The organism is Aquabacter albus, assembly GCF_040049275.1.
Taxonomy (GTDB): Bacteria; Pseudomonadota; Alphaproteobacteria; order Rhizobiales; family Xanthobacteraceae; genus Aquabacter.
On the sequence record NZ_JBDZDT010000004.1, the window covers coordinates 212,207 to 226,264 of the forward strand.

Sequence of the window (14,058 nt, forward strand, 5' to 3'; positions counted from 1 at the left end):
CCCTCACGGCTCCGGGGCCTTGAGAGCAGGCTGGGGCACGTTCCGAGAAAAGTCAAACGGACGTTTGACTTCCAATTTCATTTCGGCGAGCCTCGGTTCAACGGGGCCGCAGAGCGCCGTGAGGCTGGGTCCGATCGCATCCAGATCCGATCGTGAATCCGTCCAAGACCAGAGGCAGAACTTGAAGGGTGCGCTGATGGCGTAGCCCTGGAGCGCGAACATGCGATCGATCCTTGCCGCAAGCCTGAAGACTTTCACCCTTCTCATCGCCGCCGTTGCGATGCTCGCATCCGGCCTCACCGCGGAGGCCGCAGAAATCGTCTCCGGACTCTCCTCCCGCAGCTTTAATCCCGGCTTCTCCAACGCCTGGATCGGTGGGCCGCTGGGCCTCTATGGAAACCTCAGCATCGAGGCGGTGGGCACACAGGGCGCGTCCGAAAACCTCCAGCTCATGCTGGCCGGTAAGCTCAACCTCTCCACCGGCACGCAGGACATCCTGCTGAATTCCGCTGCCGAGGGGCGCGTCCTCCCGGCCATCATTCCCTGCGTCTACCTGCGCGGCATCCTCCACCGCACCTCGGTGCTGCCCGACAGCGCCATCAAGAGCTATGCGGACCTGAAGGGCAAGAAGATCGGCGTGCCCACCTTGTCCTATGGCGGCATCGGCTTCATGAAGTTCGCGCTCCGCCACGCCGGGGTCTCGCCCGACGAGGTGCAGTTCGTCGCTGTGGGCGACGGGCAGCAGGCCGCCATCGCACTCTCTTCGGGCCGCATCGATGCGCTCACCAATGCGGATGTGGACGTGGCGCAGCTCCAGCGCCTCGGTGTGAAGCTGCGCATCCTGGGCGTGCCTGACAGCATCAAGGACGCCGCCACCGCTTATGCCTACGTGTTCCCCACCGCCTGGTACGACACGCATAAGGACACGGCGAAGGAGATCGTGAAGGGGCTGATCCGCTCGGTCATCGTGATGACGGAGAACCCCGAGGCGGCGGTGAAGGTGAGCTATTACATGCACCCGGAGGCCGTCCCTGCCGGCGTCTCGCGCGAAAAGGCGATCCAGGATGCGGTAGAGGTCATCAAGGTCCGCATCCCGCTCATCGAGCGCAAGAGCACGGTAAGCGACAAATGGTGCGAGTTCCCGCAGTCCGCCTGGGAGAACCTCGTCGACATCCTCGGCATCAAGGGCAAGGTCGACCCGATGAAGTTCTACACCAATGAGCTGATCGAGAGCGTCAACCAGATCCGCGAGCCGGAGCTGCGCGAATGGGCGCGGAGCCTGAAGGTTCCTGACGGCGACACCGAGATCGCGGCGTGGCTGAAGACCCTGAAGCCGCCGCTGTGAGAGCTGTCACGCTCACATGAACCACCGTCATGGCCGGGCTTGTCCCGGCCATGACCGCGGGTGGAACTGAAACCAACCGAGCGCAGTCTCAAACTCCGGCAATGGCCCGGTCGTAATAGGTCGGGTCGTAATAAAGCTCGGCGTCGGTGAAGGTCCTGCGCGGCGCGCCGAATTCGCTGCGGATCTCCATCACCGTCCTGACACCTTCCATGTCGATCCGTGCATCCCTTGGGAAGCCCGTCACCGGGTGGAGCAGCACCGCATAGGATTGCTCGGCCGCGTCCCGCGAGGCGCCCGGCATGTTGGCCTGGAAGAGATCCAGCGCCTCCTGCTTGTTCGCCGGGTCGTAGAGCCAGGCGAGCGAGGCGATGTTGCCCCGGATGAAGCCGACGATCTCATCTCCATGGGCCGCTGCCCACTCCCGGCGCACGGCGGCGACGCCGCCCTGGAAATGGGAGAAGAGGGAGAGGGGCGTTGCCACCTCGTTATAGCCCTTGGCCTTCGCCATCACCGTGAAGGGCGGCACGGAGAGCGTGCCCGCCTGCTCGCCGCGCAGCAGCGCCTCGTAGCGTTCCCTCATGCCGCCCACGGCCACCAGGGTGTACTCGTTCCGCTTCAGGCCGCTCACCTCCAGCATGCGGCGGAGCGTGAAGGAATAGCCGGTGGTCATGGCGTCCACCGCCAGCGTCTTCCCCTTGAAGTCCGCCATGGTCTTGATGTGGGGCGCAGCCATGAGGGACAGGAAACCGCTGCTCGATCCCATCACCGAGACGATGTCGGGCACCGCCTTCGTCTCGACCTCGCCCTGGCCTTCCATATAGGCGATGACATTGTCGATGGCGGTCATGGCGATGTCGAACGCGCCGTCGATCAGTCCCACCATCTGCTGAATGGAATTGGGGGTGAAGATGAGCTCCAGCTCCACCCCCTGGGCGGCGAAGAAGCCCTTCGCGCGCCCCGCCCAGAGCGGCCAGATGAAACCCGCGGGGAATACATTGACCGTCAGCCGGGACATGATGATTTCCTTCAAAAAACAGGCTTAGAAGCCGAGCGCGCAGCCGTCCTTGCGGGGGTCTGAGCAGCCCGAGAGCACATTGGTCTCGGGATCGATGCGGATGGCCTGGGCGCCGCCGATGGGGTCGGCGCGCAATTCCACCGGGTGGCCGATCTCGGCGAGGCGGGCGCGGGTCGCCTCCGGAACGGTGTGCTCCACCATCACCTTGCCGTCCTGCGGGAAGCAGCGTGGGGCATCCGCCGCCTGCTGCATGTCCATGCCGTAATCGATGAGGTTGGAGAGCAGCGTGGCGTGCCCCACAGGCTGGAAATGGCCGCCCATGACGCCGTAGGAATAGAGCACCTTGTCGCCCTTCAGCACCATGCCGGGGATGATGGTGTGCATGGGCCTTTTGCCCGGCGCGATGGAATTGGGGTGGCCGTCCTTCAGCGTGAAGGAGCGCCCCCGGTTCTGGAGCAGGATGCCGGTTTCCGGCTCGTAGAGCGCGCTGCCGAAAGGCTCGAAGATGGAGTTGATCAGCGAGAAGGCGGTGCGGTCGCGGTCCACCACGGTGAGATAGACCGTGTCCTTGTGCTCCGGCAGGTCCACCGGCTCGCTCACGTCGACCACGCTGTCCGGGCGGATGCTCTCCGCCGCCGCCTTGGTGAAGGCGTCATCCAGGAAGTGCTCCCACGGCACGGGATAATGCTCGGGGTCGGCCAGCCAGCAATCGCGCACGGAAAAGGCGATGCGTGCGGCCTCCATGAGCTTGTGGAAACGCTCCGGGCTGTCGGGCGCGTCCGCCGCCACATCAAGATGGGAGAGGATGCGCAGCAGCAGGAGGGTGATGATGCCCTGGCCGTTGGGCGGGCACTGATAGACCGTCAAGCCGCGATAGTCGGCGGCGACCGGCTCGACGTAGTTGCCCTTGTGGGCGGCGAAGTCGGCCGGCGTCTGGAAGCCGCCCTTGGCCGAGAGGAAGGCCGCGAGATGCTCGGCGATGGCGCCGCGATAGAAGGCGTCCGGACCGCCCTTCGCGATCTCGCGCAGGGTCTGGCCCAAGGCGCGGTTCGTGTAGAGCCGTCCCGGTTGCGGCAGCTTCCCATCATCGAGGATGAGGGCGGCGAAGCCCTCCGCGCGCTTGACCTTCGGCATGAAGGATTTGATGTCGAAGATGATGCGCTCGTGCAGCGGATGGCCTTCGGAAGCGAACCGCGCGGCGGGCTCCAGAAGCGTGCCGAAGGGGATGGTGCCGTGGTCGGTGACGAGCCGGTGCCAGGCTTCGATGGCGCCGGGAATGGTCACCGCATGCGGCCCCATGGGGTCGATGGCGGAGATGCCCGCCTCGCGATAGCGGGCGAGCGTGGCGCCGGCCGGCGCGCGGCCCGAGCCGTTATAGGCGAGCACCGGCGCCGTGCCGTTCTTCGCCAGAAGGCAGAAGCAGTCCCCGCCGATGCCGGTCATCTGCGGCTCCACCACCGCCAGCACGGCGCAGGCCGCGATGCCCGCATCCACCGCATTTCCACCCTCACGCAGCACGTCGAGCGCGGTGGCGGTGGCAAGCGGGTGGGAGGTCGCGGCCATGACCCCGGTGGAATGGACGGTGGAACGGCCGGGGCCGAAAAGGTCGCGGAATTTCATTTCTTTCTCTTCTTGCCCGAAGGCTTCGAGAGGGATGGGAGCGCAAACCCGGCGCTGAGCACGGGAATGAGATGCTGCATGGCGGCGGCACTGTCCGACATGGTGAACTCATCGCCCAGGAGCTGCTGCAGGCGCCCGCTGTCGGCGCGCACATACATCATGGCCCCATAGGCGCAGGCGAGCCGCCAGAACAGGTCCTCGCGGGTGAGGTGGGGGCAGGCGCGCGCCAGAAGATCCACGAAGCGGGCGGCCACCACGTCGTACAGCTCATAGACCACCCGCCGGACCTCGGGCGAGGGATCCGCCGAGGCGCGGCCCGACAGGCGGCGGAAATTCTCCGCGCCCGGCGAGGTGCTCACCCTTATGGCCGGCCCGATGAAGGCGTCGAGAACGGCGGCGGGATCGAGGGCGCCGGTGCGCGCCTCCTCATCGAGGCACGCCTGGAGAAGCTGCTCGCGCTCCTCGTTCATGGGGTGGACGCGCCGCTCGAAGACGGCCCGGTAGAGCCCCTCCTTGCTGCGGAAATGATAGTGCGCGGCAGCGAGGTTGACCCCCGCATTGCCGGTGATGGTGCGCATGGAGACGCCATTGAAGCCATGCTCCGCGAACAGCTGTTCGGCGGTGTCCAGCAATCGCAGGCGCGTCTCGTTGGGATCGTGCACCTGGCTCTGGGTGGGGGCGGGAGCTGGAGGATTCATGTCCACTGCTAATTCAAACGTCCGTTTTGACATCTAACTCAAGGCATGCACAATTTGAAGGCCGGCTTGTGGTTCAGGCAGTGTTTTCTGGCTGGCAAGGGAGATTGGCATGGCACGGGTGGTTACGCTGACCGAATTGCCGGGAGAGAGCGTGGTTCCTGGGGTGGTTCGCGCCTCTGTGACCGGGGGACAAACCCGCTGGATGGAAGCGGAGATCCTGACTTTAGCGGCCGGCGCGTCGTTTGAGGAGACCGCTCCGGCAGGATCGGACTGCTATCTGTTCGTGGTGCGCGGCGCTGCGCGCCTCACCGTGGACGGCACGGCCCATGATCTCGCGCTCCAGACGGCGGCGGTGATCGAGGAGAAGACCGCGTTCGCGGTCGCCAACGTATTCGATGGCGAGAGCCAAGTGCTGCGCGTGCTGGCGCCGCCGAAGGGCGCGACCACGGAACTTGCCGGCTTCACCGGCGGCGTCGCCGTCCGGCCGCGCAAGGAACTGCCCTTGGTCGAGGTGCCAGAGCAGAAGAAGAAGCGCTTCTACATCGTCAGCAAGGAAGCCTCCAAGTCGCAGCGCGGCCACGCCATGATCGTGGAGTATGAGCGCGACACCGTCACCGCTTTGCACCACCACCCCGACGCCGAGAGCATGTTCGTGCTGCTGGAAGGCGCCATCAAGTTCGTGGTGGACGGCAAGGAAGTGGTCGTGAAGCCGGGCGACGCCACCGTGTTCCGGGCCGGCGACATCCACAGCCTGCGCTGCGCGGACGGCATCACCTCCGCCGGCTTCCTGGAATTCCACATCCCCGCCGCCTTCACGACGGTGAAGGAGTGATCTGATGCGTCTCGTCACCTTTGCCCAGTCGGGCGTACCTTCGCTGGGTGTTGTCGAAGGCGACCGCGTGCTGAACGTGGAAGCGGCGGCCGGAAAGTTCGGCGCAAGCCGTATCCCGGCCTCCATGGAAGGGGTCATCGCCGGCGGGGCGGCGGCGCTCGCCGCCCTGGGGGAACTGGCGAAGAAGGCGGCGGGGGAAGCGGACCTCTGGTCTCCGCTCTCCGCCGCCACCTTGCTCTCGCCCATTCCGCGGCCGAACAAGAACGTCTTCTGCGTGGGCCGCAACTACAAGGCCCATATCGAGGAGGGCGCCCGCGCCCGCGGCGTGCCGCTGGTCTTCCCGACCGTGCCGGAATTCTTCTCCAAGCCGCCCACATCCGTCATCGGCCACGAGGCGGACATCCGCCTCGACACGAAGCTCACCGAGCAGCTCGACTATGAGGTGGAGCTGGCGCTGGTGATCGGGAAGACGTGCCGCGACATCTCGGTGGACGAGGCCATGTCCGCGGTGTTCGGCTACACCGTTCTCAACGACGTGACCGCGCGCGACCTCCAGAAGCGCCACCATCAGTGGTTCAAGGGCAAGGGGCTCGACACCTATTGCCCCATCGGCCCCTGGATCGTCACGGCGGATGATTTCGGCGACCCGTCCGGCCGGCGCGTGACGCTCCGGGTCAATGGCGTGACGCGGCAGGATTCCAGCACGTCCGACCTCCTGTTCAACTGCGCCACCATCGTCTCGGTGCTGTCGCAGGGGCTGACCCTGGAGGCCGGCGATATCGTCGCCACGGGCACGCCGGCCGGCGTCGCGCTCGGCATGACGCCGCAGCTTTGGCTGGTGGACGGCGATGTGGTCGAGGCGGAAGTGGAGGGCGTGGGTATCCTGCGCAACACGGTCCGCGCCGTCGCCTGAACACGGTCTCTCGGCTGGCAGCATTCGTGCATGTCGCCGAACGTCTGCTTCTGAGTAACGGTGCCAAGAAGAAGGGGAACCGGACACATGAACGCACGAGACGCATCCGCGCGCGTCGCTGAAGACTTCGGAAGCGGCGGCGGGCCGGTCGCTCGGCAGGCTCATGTCTCTCCGGTGCCTCCGGCATCCGCCGGTGGCGCTGCCCCCACCATCGAGGTCAAGGGCCTCACCAAGACCTACAAATCCAAGCGCGAGGGTTCGGTCCTGGCGCTGGACGACATCAGCTTCACGGTGCGGGACGGCGAGTTCGTCTGCATCGTGGGGCCCTCCGGTTGCGGCAAGTCCACGTTGCTGAAGATCCTCGCCGGCATCGTTTCCCACTCTGTGGGAACGGTCGCCGTGCGCGGTAAGCCGCCTCGCGACGCGGCCAATCGCCTGGGTTTGGTGTTTCAGGCTCCCGTGCTTCTGCCCTGGCGCACGGTGCTGCAGAACACTCTTCTTCCCGCCCAGGTGCTCGGCCTCGATCGCGGGGCGGCAACTGCCCGCGCCCACGAACTGCTGCGCATGGTGGGGCTCGAACAGTTTGCGGGCTCCTATCCGGGGGAGCTTTCCGGCGGCATGCAGCAGCGCTGCTCCATCACCCGCGCGCTGCTGCACGACCCCTCCATCCTGCTCATGGACGAGCCGTTCGGCGCGCTCGACGCCATGACGCGCGACACCATGAATCTCGAACTCCAGCGCATCTGGCGGGAGAGCGGGAAGACCATCTTCCTCATCACCCATTCCATCCCCGAGGCGGTCTTTCTCGCCGACCGCGTGCTTGTCATGAGCCCGCGCCCGGGCAAGATCGTCGAGGAGATCAGCGTGGACCTGCCCCGCCCGCGCGACCTCGACACCATGTCCGACCCCGTCTTCGCCGACACGGTGCGGCACATTCGCGGGCTGTTCGGCATCGGCGCAAAGGACCGCCCCCATGTCGATTGAAACGGACGCTTCAGCCGAGCCGCACGAGGCACGGGCCTTCTCCATCGGCCGGCTCATCGACCGCCATCTGGGCATCCTGTCCTTCATTGTGCTGGTGCTGGCGCTGGAAGGCGGGCTCACCTATTTCGCGGTGCCGGACTATGTGCTGCCGCGGCCCTCGCAGATCTTCATGTCCCTGGTGCGGGGCTTCGCGCCGCCCTTCCTGTCGCCCTCACAATATTACATCAACATCGCCACCACCCTGACCGAGGCGCTGGCCTCGTTCGTCCTCGGCAGCGCCTTCGGCATCCTGGCCGGCACGCTGGTGGTGGAGTTCAAGGGCGTGCGGCGCCTTGCGCTGCCCTATGTCATCGGCCTGCAGAGCGTGCCGAAGGTGGCGCTCGCGCCCTTGTTCGTGGTGTGGTTCGGCTTCGGCATCGAGAGCAAGATCCTGCTGGGCGTGCTGCTCACCTTCTTCCCACTGCTCATCAACACCGCCGCCGGCCTGTCCAGCGTGGAGCGGGACCGCATCGAGCTCATGTCGAGCCTGAAGGCGAAGCGCTGGACCACCTTCCGCCTCGTGAAGTTCCCGAGCGCGCTGCCCTACATTTTCGCGGGGCTCGAGATGGCGGCGGTCTATTCCATTCTCGGCGCGGTGGTGGGCGAGTTCGTGGGGGGCAATTCCGGCCTCGGCGTGCTCATCCTCAGCCGCAATGCGGCGCTCGACATTGCCGGCTCGCTGGCAGCCCTGGTGATCCTGGCGGTCATGGGCATCGCGCTCCAGCGCAGCGTCGCCTTCGCTCGCTCGCGGATGCTGTTCTGGGCGCCGGTGCACGACACGCTGGATTCGGACCAGTAGGCGTTCAGCCTGCCGGCCGGATGGAGTGGAGCAAGGCGGGATAGCGCGTGAAGACCTGGGTGATGCGCGCCGCCGAGAGCTGCAGTTCCGCCAGCCGCTCGTCCACCAGCCGCTCGGCGGTGAGCTTGCCGGAATAGCCGGAGCTGTTGATGGCGGCCACCACGCGGCCCGACTGATCCTTGATGGGGACGGCCAGAGCGGTGACGCCGTAATCGAGCTGGTCCACCACCACCGAATAGCCGAGCTGGCGCACCTCTGAGAGGATCTGGCGCAGCCTGCCGATGTCGGTCTCCGTGTGCTCGGTGAGCTTCACCGGCTTGAGCTGGGCCAGATACATGTCGATGGCCTCCTGCGGCATGCGGGAGAGCAGCAGGCGGCCCATGGAGGTGGCATAGCCGGGATAGGTGGCGCCGATGGCCGCCACAGGGCGTGATGAGCGCTGCTCGGAGCAATGGGCCACGTAGAGGATGTTGGGCCCGTCCAGCACCGCCACGGAGGAGGCGTCGCCGAATTCGGCCACGAGACGCCGCAACTCGGGCATGAGCGCTTCGTCCACATGTGACGCGCGTAGATAGGAGGCCCCGAGGGTCAGCACGCGGGCGGCCAGCACATAGCGCTTGTTGACGTGGCGCACATAGCCGAGCGCTTCGAGCGTGTGCAGGCTGCGCCGGGCGGTGGCGGGCCGCAGCCCCGCGCGCCGGGCCACGTCGGTGAGGGACATCTCGGAATGCACCTCGTCGAAGGTCTCCAGCACCGCGAGGCCGCGCGCCAGCGCTTCCACGAATTCCGCCTGACCGCGGGTGCTCTTTTCCTCCGCATCGGAGGGGGACACGCTTTCAACCATGGGCCCCGCCGCCATTCCTGTTTCTTCTGCCAAAGTCCACGGCCTTTGCCCCATCATCGCCCAGGGGATGATCGCCGCCGCCGCGCGCCATCATAAAATATTCGTACAGCGAATTTTGTTTCGATAAAAGCCCAATTCTCAAGGGGACGTGCCGGCCGAGCCTCTCCTCGATAGCGGCAGGATATTGCAATGCAACAAACGACAAGATGCGTGGCGGCTTGACAAGGGCGAGCCGAAACCGCAGCCTATGCGAACAAAAATTCGCTGTACGAAATTTCTGTGATCATCTGAGGAGGCATCTCCCCCGGCGATCCTCGGAAATGGATGGCGCGGCCTTCGTTCCGGCCGCCGGGAGAACTGACTTGAAGATCGGCGCCGATACCTCCCCGACCACCGGCATTTCGGGCTCCAATCCCGAGACCATCGTCGTTCGCGGCCACAACCTCGTGAACGATCTCATCGGCCGCATCTCCTTCACCGATCACACTTGGCTCCTCATCACCGGCACGCTCCCCTCCGAGGCGCAGCGCCGCATGCTGGACGCGACTTTGGTGGCCATCGCCGAGCACGGGCTCGTGCCGAGCGTCCAGGCGGCGCGCATGACGCTCGCCTCCGCGCCGGAAGCCTTGCAGGGGGCCGTCGCCGCCGGCCTTCTCGGCTGCGGCTCGGTCATCCTGGGCGCCGCCGCGACCGCAGGCACCCTCTTCGCCGAGATCCTGGCCGAGCAGGAAAAGTCGGGCAGCAGCCTTGATGAGGCGGTCAGCAAGATCGTGCGCGAGTATCGCGCCGCCAAGCGCGCCATTCCCGGCTATGGCCACCCGCTGCACAAGGGCTTCGACCCGCGCGCGGTGCGGCTGCTGGATATTGCCCGGGAGCTCGGCCTGTTCGGCCGGCATTGCGAGGTAGCCCTCGCTGTCGAGCGGCTGCTGCCGGAGCTGATCAACCGGCCGCTGGTGATGAACATTTCCAGCGCCATCCCCTGCGTGCTGCTGGATGCCGGCTACCCGCTCCTGGCGCTGCGCGGCGTGCCACTGCTGGCCCGCACCGCCGGGCTCATCGGCCACCTGCTGGAAGAGCAGACGCACCCCATCGGCTTCCTGATGTCCCACGCCGCCGCGTCGGCCATCTCCTATGACGGCCCGGCCCCCGAGGGCTTCGTGGCCAACGAGAATTGAGGATCAGCGCATGTTCGGGGTTTTGAACGGCGTCCGCATCGTCGAGCAGGGCACCTTCATCACCGGCCCCTGCGCCGGCATGATGCTGGCCGACCTCGGGGCTGATGTCATCAAGGTGGAGAGCACCGGAAACGGCGATCCCTACAGGAGCTTCAAGTCCGGCTTCTACAGCGCCCATTTCCAGGCCTACAACCGCAACAAGCGCTCCATCTGCCTCGACCTGAAAGGCGATGAGGACAAGCAGGTCTTCTACGACCTCATCCGGCAGGCCGACGTCTATATCCAGAATTTCCGTCCCGGCGCCGCCGCGCGCTTCGGCGCGGACTATGAGACGCTCAAGGCCATCAATCCGGGCCTCGTCTATTGCTCCATCTCCGGCTTCGGCCAGGACGGGCCCTATGCCAAGCGGCCTGTCTATGATTCCGTCGCCCAGGCGGTGAGCGGCTTCCTCGGCGTCGCCATCGACCCCGAGCAGCCGCGCTTCATCGGCCCCGCGCTGGCGGACGCCATCACCGGCATCTATGCCTCGCTGGGCATCACCGGTGCCCTGGTGGAGCGCGGGCGGACGGGCAAGGGCAAGCTCATCGAGGTCTCCATGCTGGAGGCCATGATGCACTTCGCCGTCGAGCCCTTCATGGGCTACTTCGCCCTTGGCGAGCTGCCCACCGGCGTCGACCGGCCGCGCCTCGCCCAGGCCTACATCGTGCGCTGCAAGGACGAGAAGCTGTTCGCCTTCCACCTCTCCTCGCTCGACAAGTTCTGGGACGCGCTGGTGGAAGCCACGGGTGCAACCCACCTTGCCAGCGACCCGCGCTTCGCGATCCGCCAGAAGCGCATTGACAATTATCTGGAACTCTCCGACGAGCTAAACGCCGTGTTCGGCCAGCACGACCGGAAGGACTGGGTGGAGCGCTTCGCCGCGTTCGACGTGCCCTACGCGCCCATCAACTCCATTCCGGAGGTGGTGGACGACCCGCAGGTTGCCCATCTCGGCATGATCGTGCCGGTGGAGGAGCGGTCCGAGGGCGCCGCCTTCTCCGTGCGGCCGGCCTTCAGCTTCGACCGCCAGCGGGCGGCGGCCGTGAAGGCTGCGCCCACGGTGGACGAGGACGGCGCGATGATCCGGCGGGCGCTGGCGCGGGATAAGGAAAGCTGGCCCGAGAAGAGCGCGGCGGGCGCGCTCGAAAAGACCGCCTGAACGGCACGAGCAGATTGGGGAGGCATTTATGGCGAAACTGGCGGCGGTTCTGGCCACCACCCACCATCCTTTCTACCTGAAGGCCACCACCATGCCGCCGGAGCAGCAGATGCCCCAGGCAGCGGAGTGGAAGCGCAAGGTGGAGGCCTATCGCGAGACTCTGACGAAGGCCAATCCGGATATCCTGGTGATGGTGGGTGCTGACCACTTCCACCAGTTCTTCCTGGACAATTATCCGACCTTCCTCATTGGCAAGGCGCCCCGCTACGACGCGACCTTCTATAATGAGGAGCGCGAGTTCGGCATTCCCAAGTATGTGCTGGAAGGCCACGAGGAGCTTTCGCGCTTCATGCATGAGGGCCTGATGGACCGGGGCTTCGACTTCTCCTTCAGCCACGAGCTGAAGATCGACCATTCCATCATCTGCCCCATCATCACCACCCGGCCCCAGGCCGATCTGCCGGTGGTGCCCATCTACACCAACATCTTCGCCCCCCCGCTGCCCTCGCCGAAGCGGTTCTGGGACCTCGGCCGGGCCATCCGCGAGGTGATCGACGCATATCCGAGCGACAAGCGCATCGCTGCCATCGGCTCGGGCCATCTCTCCCTGGAGCTGGGCGGACCGCGCCAGTTCGGCGAGCACGGCCCGGATCCGGAGTTCGATGCGAATGCCATCGAATGGCTGTCCACGGGCAATATCGACGCCATCCTCGAGAACGTCACCCATGAGAGCATGGCCAAGAGCGGAAACGCCACCGCCGGCTTCATGGACCTGATCCTGATGATGGGTATCGCCGGCGGCGGCACCGCCGACTATGTGGACAGCCTCGACCTGTTCCACACGCGCGAGATGTACATGACCTGGTATCCGGAGGGGGGAAACGCATGAGCAAGTATTATGTGAACAAATTCCTCTACACGGTCGATGGGAATCCCGAATACCTCGCCCGCTACAAGGAAGACCCGCGCTCGTTCGTGGCGACCTGGGAGCAGTCCATCGGCCCCAAGCTCAATGATGTCGAGCGGACCACGGTGACCGGCCTCACGGACGCCGAGCGTGAGGCGCTGATCAACCACGATTACGTCGCCCTGTTCGAGATGGGGGCGCACTTTTTCCTGTCGCTCACCATCTTCATCGCTCTGTATGACGAGGAATATATGCAGAGAAGTGGCCCGCTGGCGTTTCAGCGGGAGTTCGCCGCAAAGCTCCAGCACTGGAACGGGCGCGACTATCCGACCGTAGCGCTCTGAGCGCACGCTCAAGAGACAAAAACGGCGCGAAAGAGAGCGCCTCGATCAGGCCAATTGGGGAGGAAACAATGGACGTTTCTCGCAGAAAGTTCGGCAAGCTTGCCGGTCTCGCCAGCCTCGCCGTCGCCGCTCCGGCGATCTGGACCTCCGGGCGCGCGCAAAGCCGCCCGATCCGCATCGGCGGCAGCTTCTCCATGACGGGGCCGCTTTCGGCCACCAAGGCCGGCCTCGTCGGCCTCCAGATCTGGCGCGACGACGTCAACGCCAAGGGCGGCCTGCTGGGTCGCCAGGTGGAGCTCGTCACCTATGACGACCAGAGCTCCGTGGCGCAGATCCCGAGCATCTACTCCAAGCTCGTGGACATCGACAAGGTCGACATCCTCCTTTCGCCCTATGGCGCGGTGCTCTCGGCGCCGGTCATGCCCTTCATCAAGCAGCGCAACCGCTTCATGGCGGGCATGTTCACGCTGGCGAGCAATGACGGCGTGAAGAGCGAGCGCTTCTTCCAGGCCTGCCCCTGGGGGCCGGACGGAAAGGTGAACTGGGCGCGCGGCTTCTTCGACATCGCCAAGGCCTCCGGCTGCAAGCGCATCGCCGTCCTCAACGCCGATGTGGAATTTGCCAAGGTCTCCGCCGCCGGCGGCAAGGCGGCCATCCAGGAGATGGGCCTGGAGCTGGTGTTCGAGCAGAGCTACCCGCCCAACAACAGCGACTTCTCCGCCATCCTGCGTAACCTGCGCGCCACCACGCCGGACGCGGTGTTCATCTGCTCCTATCCGCCGGACTCCACCGCGCTCATCCGCGGCCTGTCGGAAGTGGGCATCGGGGACAGCGTGAAGCTGTTCGGCGGCGGCATGGTGGGCCCGCAATATGCGGCCAACCTCCAGGCGCTCGGCGCCGCGCTCAACGGCATCGTGAACTTCAACCTGTTCGTGCCCGAGCCCACCATGACCAATGCGGCGGTGAACAGCTTCCTCACCCGCTACCGCGCCATCGCGGTGCCGGAGAAGCTGGACGCGCTGGGCTTCTACATTCCGCCCTCCTATTACGTGGCCGGCGAGATGATCGCCGCCGCCGTGGACGGTTCCGGCTCCACCGAGAGCGCGGCCATGGCCACCTGGCTCCACGCCAACCCGGTCCGCACCCGCGTGGGCACCGCCACCTTCAACGATCTGGGCGACTGGACCGAGCGGCGCGTGCTCATGACCCAGTTCCAGGGCGTGAAGGGCAATGATGTGGACCAGTTCCTTCAGGCCGGTCGGCAGGTGATCCTCAATCCGCCGGCGCTCAAGTCGGGCGATCTCATCCAGCCCTTCATGAAGGCTCGCGGCGCCTGATCGTTCCG

General features: G+C 65.8%; 15 protein-coding genes. 10 read left to right on the forward strand and 5 right to left on the reverse strand.

Translation table 11 applies throughout. The features are described 5' to 3' along the window. Positions 1 to 3: 3 nt before the first annotated feature. Complete coding sequence (locus tag ABLE91_RS10720; protein WP_348930804.1) at positions 4 to 222, reverse strand: hypothetical protein; 219 nt, start codon at positions 220 to 222, stop codon at positions 4 to 6. Between ABLE91_RS10720 and ABLE91_RS10725 the strand changes: the two genes are divergently transcribed. Then, complete coding sequence (locus ABLE91_RS10725; RefSeq protein ID WP_348930805.1) at positions 221 to 1,345, forward strand: ABC transporter substrate-binding protein; 1,125 nt, start codon at positions 221 to 223, stop codon at positions 1,343 to 1,345. The two genes, ABLE91_RS10720 and ABLE91_RS10725, sit on opposite strands and share 2 nt — an antisense overlap. 88 nt (positions 1,346 to 1,433) lie before the next feature. On the opposite strand, the gene ABLE91_RS10730 is transcribed toward ABLE91_RS10725, so the two are convergent. From ABLE91_RS10730 to ABLE91_RS10740, 3 genes are read right to left on the reverse strand one after another with little or no spacing between them, the layout of a single operon-like run. After that, on the reverse strand, positions 1,434 to 2,360 hold the full coding sequence (locus ABLE91_RS10730; protein ID WP_348930806.1) for an ABC transporter substrate-binding protein: 927 nt from the start codon (positions 2,358 to 2,360) through the stop codon (positions 1,434 to 1,436). A gap of 24 nt (positions 2,361 to 2,384) precedes the next feature. Beyond that, a complete protein-coding gene (gene ggt, locus ABLE91_RS10735; protein ID WP_348930807.1) occupies positions 2,385 to 3,980 on the reverse strand; it encodes a gamma-glutamyltransferase in 1,596 nt (531 codons plus the stop codon). Continuing rightward, on the reverse strand, positions 3,977 to 4,678 hold the full coding sequence (locus ABLE91_RS10740) for a TetR/AcrR family transcriptional regulator (RefSeq protein WP_348930808.1): 702 nt from the start codon (positions 4,676 to 4,678) through the stop codon (positions 3,977 to 3,979). The genes ggt and ABLE91_RS10740 overlap by 4 nt, the downstream gene beginning before the upstream one ends. 109 nt (positions 4,679 to 4,787) lie before the next feature. Between ABLE91_RS10740 and ABLE91_RS10745 the strand changes: the two genes are divergently transcribed. The 4 genes from ABLE91_RS10745 to ABLE91_RS10760 all read left to right on the forward strand — a co-directional run bounded on the left by ABLE91_RS10745 (position 4,788) and on the right by ABLE91_RS10760 (position 8,245). Then, a complete protein-coding gene (locus tag ABLE91_RS10745; protein WP_348930809.1) occupies positions 4,788 to 5,510 on the forward strand; it encodes a cupin domain-containing protein in 723 nt (240 codons plus the stop codon). 4 nt (positions 5,511 to 5,514) lie between these two features. Next, on the forward strand, positions 5,515 to 6,423 hold the full coding sequence (locus ABLE91_RS10750) for a fumarylacetoacetate hydrolase family protein (protein WP_348930810.1): 909 nt from the start codon (positions 5,515 to 5,517) through the stop codon (positions 6,421 to 6,423). Positions 6,424 to 6,510: 87 nt separating this feature from the next. Then, on the forward strand, positions 6,511 to 7,407 hold the full coding sequence (locus ABLE91_RS10755) for an ABC transporter ATP-binding protein (RefSeq protein ID WP_348930811.1): 897 nt from the start codon (positions 6,511 to 6,513) through the stop codon (positions 7,405 to 7,407). Continuing rightward, positions 7,397 to 8,245, forward strand: a complete 849-nt coding sequence (locus ABLE91_RS10760) for an ABC transporter permease (protein ID WP_348930812.1) — start codon at positions 7,397 to 7,399, stop codon at positions 8,243 to 8,245. The genes ABLE91_RS10755 and ABLE91_RS10760 overlap by 11 nt, the downstream gene beginning before the upstream one ends. Before the next feature lie 4 nt (positions 8,246 to 8,249). On the opposite strand, the gene ABLE91_RS10765 is transcribed toward ABLE91_RS10760, so the two are convergent. After that, positions 8,250 to 9,089, reverse strand: a complete 840-nt coding sequence (locus ABLE91_RS10765) for an IclR family transcriptional regulator domain-containing protein (RefSeq protein WP_348930813.1) — start codon at positions 9,087 to 9,089, stop codon at positions 8,250 to 8,252. 362 nt (positions 9,090 to 9,451) lie between these two features. On the opposite strand from ABLE91_RS10765, the gene ABLE91_RS10770 reads away from it, so the two are divergent. The 5 genes from ABLE91_RS10770 (at position 9,452) to ABLE91_RS10790 (ending at position 14,050) form a co-directional block, all read left to right on the forward strand. Continuing rightward, positions 9,452 to 10,264 (forward strand): citryl-CoA lyase, encoded by an 813-nt coding sequence (locus tag ABLE91_RS10770; protein ID WP_348930814.1) that lies wholly within the window; start codon positions 9,452 to 9,454, stop codon positions 10,262 to 10,264. A gap of 10 nt (positions 10,265 to 10,274) precedes the next feature. After that, the gene (locus ABLE91_RS10775; protein WP_348930815.1) at positions 10,275 to 11,462 is read left to right on the forward strand and encodes a CaiB/BaiF CoA transferase family protein; all 1,188 of its coding nucleotides are present in this window, start codon (positions 10,275 to 10,277) and stop codon (positions 11,460 to 11,462) included. Between the two features lie 28 nt (positions 11,463 to 11,490). Further along, on the forward strand, positions 11,491 to 12,351 hold the full coding sequence (locus ABLE91_RS10780; RefSeq protein ID WP_348930816.1) for a DODA-type extradiol aromatic ring-opening family dioxygenase: 861 nt from the start codon (positions 11,491 to 11,493) through the stop codon (positions 12,349 to 12,351). After that, entirely contained in the window at positions 12,348 to 12,713 is a 366-nt protein-coding gene (locus ABLE91_RS10785) for a hypothetical protein (RefSeq protein ID WP_348930817.1), read from the forward strand. Before ABLE91_RS10780 ends, ABLE91_RS10785 begins: the two co-directional genes overlap by 4 nt. 68 nt (positions 12,714 to 12,781) lie before the next feature. After that, positions 12,782 to 14,050 (forward strand): amino acid ABC transporter substrate-binding protein, encoded by a 1,269-nt coding sequence (locus tag ABLE91_RS10790; RefSeq protein ID WP_348930818.1) that lies wholly within the window; start codon positions 12,782 to 12,784, stop codon positions 14,048 to 14,050. Positions 14,051 to 14,058 lie beyond the last annotated feature (8 nt).

What these genes read in the sequence shown, in the direction of transcription:
- ABLE91_RS10725 (WP_348930805.1), top strand. Translation starts at nt 221, where the DNA reads ATGCGATCGATCCTTGCCGCAAGCCTGAAGACTTTCACCCTTCTCATC.
- ABLE91_RS10720 (WP_348930804.1), bottom strand. Translation starts at nt 222, where the DNA reads ATGTTCGCGCTCCAGGGCTACGCCATCAGCGCACCCTTCAAGTTCTGC.
- ABLE91_RS10730 (WP_348930806.1), bottom strand. Translation starts at nt 2,360, where the DNA reads ATGTCCCGGCTGACGGTCAATGTATTCCCCGCGGGTTTCATCTGGCCG.
- ggt (WP_348930807.1), bottom strand. Translation starts at nt 3,980, where the DNA reads ATGAAATTCCGCGACCTTTTCGGCCCCGGCCGTTCCACCGTCCATTCC.
- ABLE91_RS10740 (WP_348930808.1), bottom strand. Translation starts at nt 4,678, where the DNA reads ATGAATCCTCCAGCTCCCGCCCCCACCCAGAGCCAGGTGCACGATCCC.
- ABLE91_RS10745 (WP_348930809.1), top strand. Translation starts at nt 4,788, where the DNA reads ATGGCACGGGTGGTTACGCTGACCGAATTGCCGGGAGAGAGCGTGGTT.
- ABLE91_RS10750 (WP_348930810.1), top strand. Translation starts at nt 5,515, where the DNA reads ATGCGTCTCGTCACCTTTGCCCAGTCGGGCGTACCTTCGCTGGGTGTT.
- ABLE91_RS10755 (WP_348930811.1), top strand. Translation starts at nt 6,511, where the DNA reads ATGAACGCACGAGACGCATCCGCGCGCGTCGCTGAAGACTTCGGAAGC.
- ABLE91_RS10760 (WP_348930812.1), top strand. Translation starts at nt 7,397, where the DNA reads ATGTCGATTGAAACGGACGCTTCAGCCGAGCCGCACGAGGCACGGGCC.
- ABLE91_RS10765 (WP_348930813.1), bottom strand. Translation starts at nt 9,089, where the DNA reads ATGGTTGAAAGCGTGTCCCCCTCCGATGCGGAGGAAAAGAGCACCCGC.
- ABLE91_RS10775 (WP_348930815.1), top strand. Translation starts at nt 10,275, where the DNA reads ATGTTCGGGGTTTTGAACGGCGTCCGCATCGTCGAGCAGGGCACCTTC.
- ABLE91_RS10780 (WP_348930816.1), top strand. Translation starts at nt 11,491, where the DNA reads ATGGCGAAACTGGCGGCGGTTCTGGCCACCACCCACCATCCTTTCTAC.
- ABLE91_RS10785 (WP_348930817.1), top strand. Translation starts at nt 12,348, where the DNA reads ATGAGCAAGTATTATGTGAACAAATTCCTCTACACGGTCGATGGGAAT.
- ABLE91_RS10790 (WP_348930818.1), top strand. Translation starts at nt 12,782, where the DNA reads ATGGACGTTTCTCGCAGAAAGTTCGGCAAGCTTGCCGGTCTCGCCAGC.